The sequence below is a fragment of the Pseudomonas sp. MBLB4136 genome (assembly GCF_051904765.1).
Classification (GTDB): domain Bacteria; phylum Pseudomonadota; class Gammaproteobacteria; order Pseudomonadales; family Pseudomonadaceae; genus Aquipseudomonas.
Genome location: NZ_CP196713.1, coordinates 4,527,705 through 4,541,126, shown reverse-complemented (window position 1 = coordinate 4,541,126; position 13,422 = coordinate 4,527,705). Strand labels below are relative to the sequence as shown.

Annotated in this window: 7 protein-coding genes; 3 read left to right on the top strand and 4 right to left on the bottom strand. The window is 70.9% G+C overall.

Going from position 1 to position 13,422, the window contains the following annotated elements; translation table 11 throughout:
* Positions 1 to 120: 120 nt before the first annotated feature.
* Entirely contained in the window at positions 121 to 2,694 is a 2,574-nt protein-coding gene (locus tag ACSX1D_RS20760) for a TRAP transporter permease (protein WP_439860249.1), read from the top strand.
* Between the two features lie 34 nt (positions 2,695 to 2,728).
* Here ACSX1D_RS20760 and ACSX1D_RS20755 read toward each other — a convergent pair whose 3' ends face one another.
* The 4 genes from ACSX1D_RS20755 to ACSX1D_RS20740 all read right to left on the bottom strand — a co-directional run bounded on the left by ACSX1D_RS20755 (position 2,729) and on the right by ACSX1D_RS20740 (position 6,194).
* On the bottom strand, positions 2,729 to 2,965 hold the full coding sequence (locus ACSX1D_RS20755; protein WP_208707484.1) for a hypothetical protein: 237 nt from the start codon (positions 2,963 to 2,965) through the stop codon (positions 2,729 to 2,731).
* On the bottom strand, positions 2,959 to 3,564 hold the full coding sequence (locus ACSX1D_RS20750; protein WP_208707482.1) for an RNA polymerase sigma factor: 606 nt from the start codon (positions 3,562 to 3,564) through the stop codon (positions 2,959 to 2,961). The genes ACSX1D_RS20755 and ACSX1D_RS20750 overlap by 7 nt, the downstream gene beginning before the upstream one ends.
* A 116-nt stretch (positions 3,565 to 3,680) precedes the next feature.
* Complete coding sequence (locus ACSX1D_RS20745; RefSeq protein WP_208707480.1) at positions 3,681 to 5,327, bottom strand: Na/Pi cotransporter family protein; 1,647 nt, start codon at positions 5,325 to 5,327, stop codon at positions 3,681 to 3,683.
* 195 nt (positions 5,328 to 5,522) lie between these two features.
* Complete coding sequence (locus tag ACSX1D_RS20740; RefSeq protein WP_208707479.1) at positions 5,523 to 6,194, bottom strand: haloacid dehalogenase type II; 672 nt, start codon at positions 6,192 to 6,194, stop codon at positions 5,523 to 5,525.
* A 174-nt stretch (positions 6,195 to 6,368) separates the two neighbouring features.
* Between ACSX1D_RS20740 and recC the strand changes: the two genes are divergently transcribed.
* Positions 6,369 to 9,671 carry an exodeoxyribonuclease V subunit gamma gene (gene recC / locus ACSX1D_RS20735; protein ID WP_439860248.1) on the top strand — a complete coding sequence of 1,101 codons (3,303 nt, stop codon included), beginning with the start codon at positions 6,369 to 6,371 and terminating at the stop codon, positions 9,669 to 9,671.
* Positions 9,668 to 13,375: a UvrD-helicase domain-containing protein gene (locus ACSX1D_RS20730; RefSeq protein ID WP_439860247.1), complete on the top strand. Its 3,708-nt coding sequence runs from the start codon at positions 9,668 to 9,670 to the stop codon at positions 13,373 to 13,375. The genes recC and ACSX1D_RS20730 overlap by 4 nt, the downstream gene beginning before the upstream one ends.
* The last annotated feature ends 47 nt before the right edge of the window (positions 13,376 to 13,422 follow it).

Below are 13,422 nucleotides of genomic sequence, written 5' to 3'. Positions count from 1 at the left end.
TCGCCCGCTCGCGCCCGGCAGCGTCCGGGCGGCAATCTTGACTAAGCTTGAACCAAGCCCGCGCGCCGCCAGGCCGCGGGTTTTGCCGTTCTTTTCACCTCCCGAATGCAGGTTGCACCCATGCATGACAAGCAACTGTCCACCGAAGAACTGATCGCCCAGGACGTCGGTGCGCGCACCCCAGAGGGCGCCATGGCCCGGGTGATCGCCGGCCTGGCGCTGCTCTGGTCGCTGTTCCAGCTGTGGATCGCTTCGCCGCTGCCGTTCATCTTCAACTTCGGCGTGCTCAACAACACCGAGACCCGGGCCATTCACCTGGCCTTCGCCCTGCTGCTGGCGTTTCTCGCCTTCCCGGCGTTCAAGCGTTCGCCCCGTGAGCGCGTACCGCTGGTGGATATCGCCCTCGGCCTGGTCGCCGCGGCCAGCGCCGCCTACCTGTTCATCTTCTACCAGGACCTGGCCCAGCGCCCTGGCAGCCTGACCACCGCCGACCTGGTCACCGCCTGCATCGGCATTCCGCTGCTGCTCGAGGCGACCCGCCGTGCCCTCGGCCCGCCGCTGGCGATCATCGCCCTGATCTTCCTGATCTACAGCCTGGCCGGTCCCTATATGCCCGGCCTGCTGGCCCATCGCGGGGTGAGCTTCACCGCCCTGGCCAACCACCAGTGGATCACCACCGAGGGGGTGTTCGGCATCGCCCTCGGCGTGTCCACCAGCTTCGTCTTCCTCTTCGTGCTGTTCGGTGCCCTGCTCGAGCGGGCCGGCGCCGGCCACTACTTCATCCAGCTGGCCTTCAGCCTGCTCGGCCACCTGCGCGGCGGCCCGGCCAAGGCGGCGGTGGTCGCCTCCGGGCTGACCGGGATGATCTCCGGCTCGTCGATCGCCAACGTGGTCACCACCGGCACCTTCACCATCCCGATGATGAAGCGCACCGGCTTCTCCGCCGAGAAGGCCGGCGCGGTCGAGGTGGCGTCCTCGGTCAACGGCCAGATCATGCCGCCGGTGATGGGCGCCGCGGCCTTCCTGATGGTCGAGTACATCGGCATGCCCTATGTCGACATCATCAAGCACGCCTTCCTGCCGGCGGCGATCTCTTATATCGCCCTGCTCTACATCGTCCACCTGGAGTCGCTCAAGCTCGGCCTGCAGCCGATCGGCGGCCACCAGCCCAAGCCCTGGCTGCGTCGCCTGACCGGCTTCGCCTTCGGCGCGGCGCTGATCAGCGGCCTGTCCCTGGCGGTGTACTACGGCCTCGGCTGGCTCAAGCCGGCGCTCGGCGACTACGCCCTGGAGGGCATCGGCGCGCTGCTGGCGCTGGTCTACCTGGGCCTGCTGAAGGTCGCCGCCAGCGTCGCCCCGCTGGAGCCGGAAGACCCGGACGCGCCCCTCGACGCCCTGCCGCAGACCCGCGCGGTGCTGCTTTCCGGCCTGCATTTCGTGCTGCCGGTGGTGGTGCTGGTCTGGTGCCTGATGATCGAGCGCCTGTCGCCCGGCCTGTCGGCCTTCTGGGGCAGCGTCATGCTGGTGATCATCCTGCTGACCCAGCGCCCGCTGCTGAGCTGGATGCGCACCGATGGCCTGCACGAGCACGGCACCTTCATCGATGGTCTGGTCGACCTGCGCGAAGGGCTGCTGGCCGGCGCACGCAACATGATCGGCATCGGCATCGCCACCGCGGCGGCGGGGATTATCGTCGGCGCGGTGTCGCAGACCGGGGTCGGCCTGGTGCTGGCCGACCTGGTCGAGCTGCTGTCTATGGGCAACCTGCTGCTGATGCTGATGCTCACCGCGGTGTTCAGCCTGGTGCTGGGCATGGGCCTGCCGACCACCGCCAACTACATCGTGGTGTCCAGCCTGTTGGCGCCGGTGGTGGTCACCCTGGGCCAGCAGAACGGCCTGATCGTGCCGCTGATCGCGGTGCACCTGTTCGTCTTCTACTTCGGCATCATGGCCGACGTCACCCCGCCGGTGGGCCTGGCCTCGTTCGCCGCCGCCGCGGTGTCCAAGGGCGATCCGATCAAGACCGGCATCACCGCCTTCTACTACAGCCTGCGCACCGCGGCGCTGCCGTTCCTGTTCATCTTCAACACCGACCTGCTGCTGATCGACGTGGACTTCTGGCACGGCCTGTTGATCTTCCTGGTTGCCACCTGCGCCATGCTGATCTTCGCCGCCGGTACCCAGGGCTTCTTCCTGGTGCGCAGCCGCTGGTACGAGGGCCTGCTGCTCCTCCTGGTGGCCTTCACCCTGTTCCGCCCGGGTTTCTGGATGGACCTGCTGCACGACCCCTACCGCGACATTCCGCCGGCGCAGCTGGAGCAGGCGCTGGGCGATGTCGAGGCCGGCAGCCAGCTGCGCCTGCGCATTCGCGGTGAGGATGCGGTCGGCGATGCGCGCGAGTTCGCCCTGCTGCTGCCGGTGCCGGACGGCGCCAGCGGCGCCGAGCGCCTGCAGGCATTGGGCCTGCTGACCTACGAGGACGGCGACAAGGTGCTGATCGACAGCGTCGCCTTCGGCAGCCCGGCGGCCGAGGCGGGGCTGGAGTTCGACCAGCAGATCCTGGTGGTGCGGGCGCCGACCGAGCGCTGGGCCAAGGAGCTGATGTGGCTGCCGGGCTTCGCCCTGTTCGGCCTGGTGATCTGGCTGCAACGCCGGCGGCGGCAGCCTTCTGCGCCTGGCGCCGGCGGCGTCTGAGTGCCAACCCGGCGCCCCGCAAGGGGGCGCCGGTTCAGGCGCCCGGCTCGGCGTTCTTGCGGCTGGCGGCGAGTATCGCCGCGCTGTCCACCCGTTCGTCGTCCAGCGGCAGTCGGCGCAAGGTTTCCGAGGTCAGCCGCAGCTGATCGAGATACAGCTGGCATCGATCGCACTTGCGCGTGTGCATCAGCACCGCCAGGCGCGTTCGCCAGCCCAGGCGGCGGTCGATGATGTCCGACCCCAGTTCCGACATTTCCTGGCAGCTCAGCATGTGCCTACCTCCTCGAAGTGCTCCAGCATGGCGTGCAGGCGCTGGCGTCCGCGGTGCAGCAGCACGCGCACGTTGCCTTCGGCCAGCTTCAGCGACTGGGCGATTTCGCTGAAGTCCAGGCCGGCGACCTCACGCAGCAGCACCACCGATTGTTGGTCGTGGGGCAGCTTGTGCAGGTGCTCGCGGATGCACTGGTAGAGTTCTTCCTCGGTCAGCAGGGCCTCCGGCGAGTCGTGGTGCCAGCGGATCGGCGGCCGGGTCCAGCTGCCATCGCGGTTGAAGCGGCCCTCGATGGGTGAGCCGCCGTCGGCACCCCAGGCGTCCCAGGTCACCTCGCGCTTGTATTTGCGCAGCATCGCCCGGGCCTCGTTGAGGGCGATGCGCGCCAGCCAGGTGCGCAGCTTGGAGCGGCCCTGGAATTGTTCGATGGCGGCGAAGGCCTTGATCCAGGTCTCCTGCGCCACATCCTTGGCCAGCTCGGGACCCGCCAGCGGCGTGGCCATCAGCACGAGAAAATGGTGATGGGCCTGGATGGCGGCCTCGAAGGCTTGCGGGTCGCCCCGTTGCATGCCGCGGATCAGCTCTTGCTCGTTGTCCATCGGGTCCTCCTGGGCAGGACACTGCCGCAGAGGGCGGGCGGTACGGCTGGACTCGACCCGTCCTGATATTCGAGGGCACGCAGCGGCCCTTGTTACACCTTCGGTCCGCGCGCCGGCTATTCGCCGACGGGCTCCTCGGCTTTCAGCGCGCCGGTTTCGCCGGCCTCCAGCACCACGTAGGCACTGCTGCAGAACAGTGAATTGAGGCGTTTCATGTCGCCGATCAGTTCCAGGTGCAGGGCGCTGGTCTCGATGCTCTGCACCACCTGGCGGTGCAGGCGGCCGACGTGGGCGTGGGCCAGGCGCCGCTCCTGGGCGCGGAAGCGGCGCTTCTCGCGCAGCAACTGGCGAGCGCTTTCGGCATCGCCGGAAAGGAACACACTCAGGCCCAGGCGCAGGTTGGCCATCAGCTGCGCGTGCAGAGTCGCCAGCTCCTCCAGGCCACTCTCGGAGAACGAGTGGCGCTGGGCGGTCTTCTGGTTCTGCACCTTGCCGAGCATGCGCTCGATAATGTCGCCGGCCTGCTCCAGGTTCACCGCCAGTTCGATGATCTCCGCCCAGCGCCGGCTGTCGCGCTCGCCGAGTCCGTCGCGGGACACCTGGGCCAAGTACAGCTTGACCGCGCTGTACAGCGCGTCGACATCGTCGTCCAGGCGTCTGAGCTCCTTGCTCAGGGCCGGCTGGTTGCTGCGCAGCACTTCCAGCAGATGGCGCAGCATGGTCTCGATCAGGTCGCCGATGCGCAGGGTCTCGCGCACCGCGTTGGCCAGGGCCAGGCTCGGCGTCGCCAGGGCGGTGCGGTCGAGGTGGCGCGGGCTGGCCACGCCGGAGTCCTCGGGGCGGTCCGGCAGCAGCCAGTTGCAGAAGCGCGCCATGGGCCCGACGCTGGGCAGCATCAGCACGCAGCGCAGGCTGTTGTAGAACAGGTGGAAGCCGATCACCAGCTCCGCCGGCCTCCACTCCAGGCTGTCCAGCCAGTCGACCAGGGTGCCGAGGATGGGGATCACCAGCAGCAGGCCGATCAGCTTGTACAGCAGGCTGCCCAGGGCCACTCGCCGGCCGGCCGGGGTCTGCAGGCTGGCGGTGAGGAAGGCCAGCAGGCCGCTGCCGATGTTGGCGCCGATCACCAGGCCGATGGCCACCGGCAGGCTGATCAGGCCCGCGCCGGCCAGGGTCGCGGTGAGCAGCACGGCCGCCAGGCTGGAGTAGGAGATCAGGGCGAACAGCGCGCCGACCAGGGCGTCGAGCAGCAGGTCGCCGGTCAGCGAAGCGAACAGCACCTTGATGCCCTGGGCCTGGGTGATCGGCGTGGCGGCGCTGACGATCAGCTCCAGGGCCAGCAGGATCAGGCCCAGACCGATGCTCACACGGCCGAGCTGGCCGGCGCGGGTCTGCCGGCGCGAGAGGAAGAAGATCACCCCGAGGGTGATCAGCAGCGGCGACAGCCAGCCTAGGTCGAGGGTCAGCACCCGCGCCATCAGCGCCGTGCCGACGTCGGCGCCGAGCATGATGCCCAGGGCCGGCGGCAGCGCCATCAGGCCCTGGCCGACGAAGGAGGTGACCAGCAGGGCCGTGGCATTGCTGCTCTGCACCAGGGCGGTCACGCCGATCCCGGCGGCGAAGGCCATCGGCAGCCGGCTGACGTTGTGGCTGAGTACCTTGCGCAGGTTCGAGCCGTACACCCGCAGGATGCCGGTGCGGACGATATGGGTGCCCCAGATCAGCAGGGCGACGGCCGATAACAGATTGAGCAGGGTCAGCATCGTGCATCTCCCTGTCTTGGGTCGCCCAAATACGGGCAACAACCGGATGTGGCGCACCTGGGCAAAGGCCTCGAACCGGTGGCGGACACGCCGGGCAGGTGATTGATATGGCCTTGATGGTTTTCTACCGGCCCCTTCTTAAGCTGTAGACGGCGAATGGCCGCGGCGCCAGCCGCGGGTCGCCGTTCGGCATGTTCAGTCGGCCAGGCGCGCGGCCAATTCCTCCAGGCTGGCGACCTGCAGATCGGGCTCTGTGCCCCAGGGGTCGAACCGCGCCTTGGCGCTGCGCCGGACCCAGGCCGTGCGCAGCCCGGCATGGCCGGCGCCGAGCACGTCGAAGGGGTTGCTGGAGACCAGCCAGGTGGCCTCGGCCGCGCTGCCGGTGCGGCTCAGCAGGTGCTGGTACACCGCCGGGTCCGGCTTGAAACTGCGCACCTCCTCGACGCTGACGACATCCTGAAAATACCCGGCCAGGCCGGCCTGCTGCAGCAGGGCGCTGACCGCCTGGTGGCTGCCGTTGGAGAAGGCGTACAGGCGCGCGCCCTGCTGCTGCAGCTGCCGCAGGCCGGCAGCGCTGTCGGCGAAGGCCGGCAGGCTCGACCAGGCGTCCAGCAGCTGCTGTTGCGCCTGGGCGTCGAGCGGCGCCTGGCTGCTGGCGCAGGTGAAGGCCAGGGCCTCGCGGGTGCACTGGGAGAAGTCCACGTAGGCGCCCATCAGGCCGCGGCGAAAGCTGTATTCCAGCTGCTTGTCGCGCCAGCGCTGGTAGAAGTCCTCGGCCTGCTCGCCGAGCCATGTGCGCAACTGGCGGGTGACGTCGCTGGGGTCGATCAGGGTGCCGTAGACATCGAAGGCCAGGCAGGGAGTCATGGGCAATACCTCGGTTGTGAATCCGGCTTCAGGGTTGCAGAGTCAGGCGCAGGCGACACTTGGCCATTGGTCGCAGATCGCGGCTGGGCGGTCGGCGACACAAGCTGTCGGCCGACCCCGGCAAGCTGGGCGAACTGGTAACCTAGCCCGATTGAACGGAAGCGACCCTGCCCGATGCTCAACCTCTACCATGCCCCCGACCTGGAAACCCTCGGCGAACTGGCGACCACCCTGCTGGCGCAACCGTTGCGCGAGCCGTTCGCCGCCGCCCAGGTGGTGGTGCCGAGCCAGGGCATCGGCCGCTGGCTGACCCTGGAACTGGCGCGCAAGCAGGGTATCGCCATGCAGTTGGACGTGCAGCTGCCGGCCAAGTTCGTCTGGGAGCTGTCGCGCCAGGTGCTCGGCCAGTTGCCGGAGCAGTCGGCATTCTCCCCCGCCACCTTGACCTGGCGGCTCTACGACTGGCTGTGCGAGCCGGCCCGGCTGGCCGAGGCGCCGCGCCTGGCGCACTACCTGGAGGGCGGCGACGAGCGCCGGCGGCTGTCGCTGGCCGGCAAGATCGCCGACGTGTTCGACCAGTACCTGCTGTACCGCGACGACTGGCTGGCCGCCTGGGAGCGCAACGAGTTGCTCGGCCTCGGCCCGGACGAAGCCTGGCAGGCCCTGCTGTGGCGCGAGATGACCCGCGACGGCCACCCGCACCGCGCTCGCCTGCTCGAGGAGCTGCTGCGCCGCCTGTACGCCGATGAGCCCATCGCCGGCCTGCCCGAGCGCCTGCTGCTGTTCGGTATCAGCGCCCTGGCGCCGCACCACCTGCGCGTGCTCGACGGCCTGGCGCGGCACACGCAAGTGGTGGTGTTCGCCCTCAACCCCTGCCGCGAGGCCTGGGGCGAAATCCGCGACATCCGCGAGCTGGCGAGACAGCCGGAGGCCAGCCCGGACGACTGGTACCTGGACGTCGGCCACCCGTTGCTGGCCAGCCTGGGCAAGCAGGGCCGGGACTTCTTCGATTCGCTGTTCGCCCTGGCCTCCAGCGAGGGCGCGGAGGAAACCGGCATCTATTCGGAGGATGCCGACCTGCACGACGGCAGCCTGTTGCAGGCCCTGCAGAACGACATCCTGCGCCTGCGCACCCGCGCACCCGAGGAACGCCTGCTGCTGCGCGAGGACGACCGCTCGCTGGAGGTGCACATCGCCCACTCGCCGCTGCGCGAGGTGGAAATCCTCCACGACCAGCTGCTGGCCCGCTTCGCCGCCGATCCGGCCCTGACCCCGGATCAGGTGGTGGTGCTGACCCCCGACATCGAGCGCTACGCCCCCTATATCGAGGCGGTCTTCTCCGCCAGAGGCGGCGCCCCCCGTGATGCCGTGGGACGCAGTGGCGCGGCGTATATCCCCTTCACCCTGGCCGATCGCAGCCTGCGCGCGGAAACCCCGCTGATCGAGGCCTTCCTCGGCCTGCTCGCCCTGCCCGACAGCCGTTTCACCGCCGAGGAAGTGCTGGGCTGGCTGGAGCAGCCGGCCCTCGCCCGCCGCGCCGGCATCGAGGCCGAGGACCTGAGCCTGCTGCGCGACTGGCTGCGCGAGGCCGGCGTGCGCTGGGGCCGCGACGCCGGCCACCGCGCCCAGCTCGGCCTGCCGGCCGATGCCGCCTTCACCTGGCGCCAGGGTCTGGACCGCCTGCTGCTGGGCTTCGCCGCCCCGCCGCAGCTGGCCGGTGAGGGCGCGCCGCTGCTCGGCGACAGCTGGCCGCTGGATGCCCTGGAAGGCGGCCGCGCCCAGCTGCTCGGGCGCCTGGCCGCCTTCGTCGAGCGCCTCGCCGCCCTGGCCCGGGACCTGCAGCGGCCGCGGCCGCTGGCCGAGTGGGCGCAGACCCTGGTGGCGCTGGTCGACGCGCTGTTCGACGAACGCGAGGCCGGCGATACCCTGCTGCTGCTGTCCAAGGCCTGCGCCGCGCTGGCCGAGCAGGCCGAGGCGGCCGGCATCGAGCGGCCGCTGGAGCTGGCCCTGGTGCGCCAGCAGCTGACCGCCGCACTGGAGCAGGGCAGCGGCGCCTCGGGCTTTCTCTCCGGCGCGGTGACCTTCTGCACCATGGTGCCGATGCGCAGCCTGCCGTTCCGCCAGGTCTGCCTGCTCGGCCTGGACGACGGCGCCCTGCCGCGGCGTACCCCGGCCGCCGGCTTCGACCTGATCGCCCAGAAGCCGCGGCGCGGCGATCGCGCGCGGCGCCTGGACGACCGCTACCTGCTGCTCGAGACCCTGCTCTCGGCGCGCGGCGGCCTGTACCTGAGCTACGTCGGCCGCGACCCGCGCAGCAACGCCGAACTGCCGCCCTCGGTGCTGGTCAGCGAGCTGCTGGAGGTGGTCGACCTCACCGCCGCGTGCGCCGACGGCGGCGCCGCCAGTGCCCACATCACCCTTGAACACCCGCTGCAGCCCTTCGCCCCGGACAACTTCGCCGCCGGGCGCCGGGCCGGCTTCGCCGCGTCCTGGTTCCGCGCCGCCCAGCGCCTCAGCGAGCCGGTGCAGGCGCAGCCCGAGCCCTTCGCCAGCGCCCTGCCCGCGCCCGGTCCGGACGGGCCGGGCGGCGATCTGCTGACCCTGGAGCCCAGCCAGCTGATCCACTGCTTCAAGCACCCGGCGCGCTACCTGCTGGAGCAGCGTCTCGGCCTGCGCCTGGCGCAGAGCGAGGAAGCCCTGGCCGGCGACGAGCCGTTCAGCGTCGAGTGGACCAGCACCCACGGCCTGCGCCAGCTGGCGCTGCAGGCCATCGAACGGGGCTGGAGCGAGGCCGAGGAACGCGCGGTGGCGGCCGCCTCCGGCTGGCTGCCGGTGGGCGAGCTGGGCCAGGCCCATTGGGGGCAGATCCGCGGGCCGATCCGCGCCTTCGCCCCGACCCTGTTCGACGAGCGCCCCGCCGACGTGGCGCAACCGCTGCTGGTCGACCTCGAACTGGCGGGCGTGCGCATCCACGGCTGGCTCGACGGGGTCACGCCCGACGGCCTGTTCGACTACCGCCTGCGCGATCTCGGCGCCTGGGAGCTGGCGCCGTTCTGGCTGCGCCACCTGCTGCTCAACTGCGCCGCCACCCCGGGCATCGCCCGTGACAGCCGCCTGTTGTCGCCCAAGAGCGAATGGCGCCTGGGGCCGCTGGCCGATGCCCGGCAGCTGCTCGAACCCTGGCTGGAGGCCTACAAGTCGGCGCTGTGCGAGCCGCTGCCGGTGCTGGCCAAGTGCAGCTACGGCTTCGCCAGGAAATGGCGCAAGCCCGGGCGCAAGGAGCCGATCGACGCGGCGCGCAGCGAGGCGCGGCTCATGTGGCAGGGCAACGACTTCATGACCGGCGAGAGCCAGGACCCCTGGAACGCCCTGGCCTTCCGCGACCGCGAGCCGCTCGACGAACGTTTCGAGGCCCTGGCCGAGCAACTCTACGGCCCGGCCCTGGATGCCCTGCAGGGCGAGGAGGACGACGCATGAGCAGCGCCACCCTGGACCTGCTGCAGGACAGCTTCGCCGGCCGCTCGCTGATCGAGGCCAGCGCCGGCACCGGCAAGACCTGGACCCTCACCGCGCTCTACGCCCGCCTGCTGCTGGAAAAGCGGCTGTCGGTGGCGCAGATCCTGGTGGTCACCTACACCACCGCGGCCACCGCCGAGCTGCGCGAGCGCATCCGCCGGCGCCTGGCCGAACTGCTGGCGGTCTACGAGCAGGGGCCCGGCCCGGACGAGCTGCTCAACCGCCTGCACGCCCGGTACCCGGATGACGCCAGCCACCGCCGCCTGCTCCTGGCGGTGCACGGTTTCGACGAGGCGGCGATCTTCACCATCCACGGCTTCTGCCAGCGCGCCCTGCAGGATGCCGCCTTCGAGGCCGGCGGCGATTTCGACAACGAGCTGACCCAGGACGACCGCGAGGTGCTCGACGCCCTGCTCGCCGACCTCTGGCGCCATGAGCTGGCGCTGGCCGAACCGGAGTGGGCGGCCTTCCTGGTGCAGCACAAGCTCACCCCGCAGCGCCTGCGCCAGCGCCTGCGCAGCCACCTGGGCAAGCCCTACCTGCGCATTGAGCCTGCGCCGGGTGCGTCCAGCGACCTCGGTGCCCTGCGCGCCGCCTGGCAGCAGGCGCGCGCCGCCTGGCAGCGTGACAGCGGCGAGTGTCTGGAGCGGCTCAAGGCCTTCGACGGCTTCAAGGGCAACATGGTCGACGCGACCAAGCTGGGCGCCTGGCAGCAGGCGCTGGACGGCTATTTCAGCGACGCCGCCGCGCTGTTCGCCGGCCTCGACGCGCTGCCGCGGCTGTCCCGCGAGGGCTTGTTCAAGGCCTGCAAGAAGGGCGCGGTGTTGCCGCCGAGCCCCCTGGCCGACGCCTTGCAAGGGCTCTGCGAGGCGCTGGAGGCGGCGCGCCCGCAGGCCGAGCAGCGGCTGATCGACCTGCAGGTGCGGCTGATCGGCCAGCTCAACCAGCAGCTGCCGCAGCGCAAGGCGGCGCAGCGCCTGCTGGCCTTCGACGACCTGCTCAACAAGCTGCAGCAGGCGCTCTATGGCGAGGGCGGCGAACACCTGGCCGGCACCCTGCGCGCGCAGTATCCGGTGGCGCTGATCGACGAGTTCCAGGACACCGACCCGATCCAGTACCAGATCTTCCGGCGCATCTATTCGAGCCCCGACGCGGCCGGCGACGCGGGCAGCAGCCAGGGCGGCGACCTGTGCTTCGTCGGCGACCCCAAGCAGGCCATCTACGCCTTCCGCGGCGCCGACCTGGCCACCTACCTGCAGGCGCGGCGCGAGGCGGCGCGCCAGTACAGCCTGGCCACCAACCACCGCTCCACCCCCGAGCTGATCGCCGCGCTCAACCAGCTGTTCGACCGGCCCATGCCCTTCGCCGAGCCGGGCCTGGAGTATCCGCCGGTCGGCGCCAGCCAGCGGCCGCGCCCGCGCCTGGTGCTGCCGGACGAGGACCAGGCGGCGCCGCTGGCGCTGGTCTGGCTGGACGACGAACACCTGACCAAGGGCCAGGCCGGCGCCCTGGCGGCCCGCGACACGGCGCGGCGGATCGCCGCGGTGTTGGCGGCCAGCGGTCGCGGCGAGGCCTATTTCGAAGAAGAGAACCCTTCGGCATCCGTGCAAAGCGTCGCGAGCACCGTGAAAGCAAGGAAGGATCGCAGCGACGAGCGAGACAGTACTGAAGATACGGCGAGCTTGGCGCGAGAACCTGACGCCGCTATCGCGGGGCGCAGCAGCTTTAAGCGGACTCCGCTGGCCGGCGGCGATATCGCCGTGCTGGTCGCCAGCCATCGCCAGGCCGCCGAGGTGGCCGCCGAGCTGGCCGCACGCGGCGTGCCCAGCGTGCGCCGCGGCAAGGAAAACGTCTGGCACAGCGAGGAGGCCGAGGCCCTGGCCGCGGTGCTCGCCGCCTATGCCGAACCGGGACGCGAGGGCGCCCTGCGCTACGCCCTGGCCACTCGCCTGCTGGGCCGCAGCGCTCGCGACCTGGCCGCCTGCCAGGACGACGCGCGGGCCTGGGACGAGGAGCGCGAGGCCGCCGAACGCTACCACCAGCTGTGGCAGCAGCAGGGCTTCATGCGCGCCTTCCGCGCCTGGCTGGACGAGCAGCGGGTGGCCGAGCGCCTGCTGGCCCTGGCCGACGGCGAGCGGCGGCTGACCAACCTGCTGCACCTGGCCGAGCTGCTGCAGAGCGAGAGCCTGCAGCGCCCCGGCCTGGAGCAGCTGCTCGCCTGGTTCGACGACCAGCGCCGCGCCGAGGCCCATGGCGAGGACGCCCTGCTGCGCCTGGAAAGCGATGCCGAGCGGGTGCAGATCGTCACCATCCACACCTCCAAGGGCCTGGAGTACCCGTTGGTGTTCTGCCCCTTCCTGTGGGACGGCGCCCTGCTGCGCAAGCAGGAGGACATCAGCTGCCACGCCGACGACGGCACGCCGCTGCTCGACCTCGGCGGCGAACGGCTCGACGAGCATCGCCAGCGCGCCCGCCAGGAGCGCTTCGCCGAACGCCTGCGCCTGACCTACGTGGCCCTGACCCGGGCCCGCGATCGCCTGTGGCTGCACTGGGGGCCGGTGGACTGCAAGGCGAAGAAGGACGGCAGCCTCGGCGAGGAGGGCCTGCACAGCAGCGCCCTGGCCTGGCTGCTGCACGGTCGCCAGCTGCCGGGCGAGGATGCCCTGGGCGAACTGGCGGCGCACCTGCAACAGCTGGGCCCTGCGGCGTTGCGCGGCGAGCTCGAGGCGCTGGTCGCCGCCAGCGCCGGCAAGATGGCCCTGCAGCCCTTGCTCGAACAGGAGGCCAGCGCCGCCGGCGAGCGCCGCGCGCCGGCCCCGCAGGGCCTGGCCAGCCTGCAGCGCAGCCTGCACAGCGCCTGGCGCATCGGTAGTTTCTCCGGCCTGGCCGCCGGCCTGCACCTGGAGGCGCCGGATCGCGACGGCCTGGTCTTGCCGGATGCCGGCGAGCCGGGCAGCGGCTTCTTCGCCTTTCCCCGCGGCGCCCGCGCCGGCACCTGCCTGCACGCCATCCTCGAGGACTGGGCGCGGGGCAAGGGCGCGCTGAGCGAGCTGGTCGAGCCGGCGCTGAGCGGACACGGCATCAGCAGCGACTGGTGCGCGGTGGCCAGCGCGCAGTTGCAGGCGGTGCTCGACGCCGACCTGGACGGCAACGGCCTGCGCCTTTCCGCCCTGCAGCCGACGCGGCGCCTGCCCGAGCTGGGCTTCACCTTCCCGGTGGCGAATCTGGCGGTGCAGCGCCTGCGGGCGATACTCGCCGACCCGGATCACGGCCTGCCGACGGCGATGCGCGAGGCCGCCGCGCGCCTGGAGTTCGACGACCTCAAGGGCTTCCTCAAGGGCTTTATCGACCTGACCTTCGAGCATGACGGACGTTGGTACATCGCCGACTACAAGTCCAACTGGCTCGGCCCGGATGCCGGCTACTACCAGGGTGAGCGGCTGGTGCAGGCCCTGGCTGGCGAGCATTACTACCTGCAGTACCTAATCTACCTGGTGGCGCTGCGGCGCTTCCTGCGCCAGCGCCTGGCCGACTTCGACGACAGCCAGCTGGGCGGCGCCTACTACCTGTTCCTGCGCGGCATGCCACAGGCCGGGGTGTATTTCGCCCGTCCGGCCGACAGCCTGCTGGACGCCCTGGATCGACTGTTCGAGGGTTTGCACTGATGCCCGAGCGCATTCAAGCCGTAGGGTGCGTCGTGCGCACCAATCCG

Bases quoted from the DNA above. Each gene is read 5' to 3' on its own strand.
- ACSX1D_RS20745 (WP_208707480.1), bottom strand. From the start codon at position 5,327: ATGCTGACCCTGCTCAATCTGTTATCGGCCGTCGCCCTGCTGATCTGG.
- ACSX1D_RS20760 (WP_439860249.1), top strand. From the start codon at position 121: ATGCATGACAAGCAACTGTCCACCGAAGAACTGATCGCCCAGGACGTC.
- ACSX1D_RS20740 (WP_208707479.1), bottom strand. From the start codon at position 6,194: ATGACTCCCTGCCTGGCCTTCGATGTCTACGGCACCCTGATCGACCCC.
- ACSX1D_RS20755 (WP_208707484.1), bottom strand. From the start codon at position 2,965: ATGCTGAGCTGCCAGGAAATGTCGGAACTGGGGTCGGACATCATCGAC.
- ACSX1D_RS20750 (WP_208707482.1), bottom strand. From the start codon at position 3,564: ATGGACAACGAGCAAGAGCTGATCCGCGGCATGCAACGGGGCGACCCG.
- recC (WP_439860248.1), top strand. From the start codon at position 6,369: ATGCTCAACCTCTACCATGCCCCCGACCTGGAAACCCTCGGCGAACTG.
- ACSX1D_RS20730 (WP_439860247.1), top strand. From the start codon at position 9,668: ATGAGCAGCGCCACCCTGGACCTGCTGCAGGACAGCTTCGCCGGCCGC.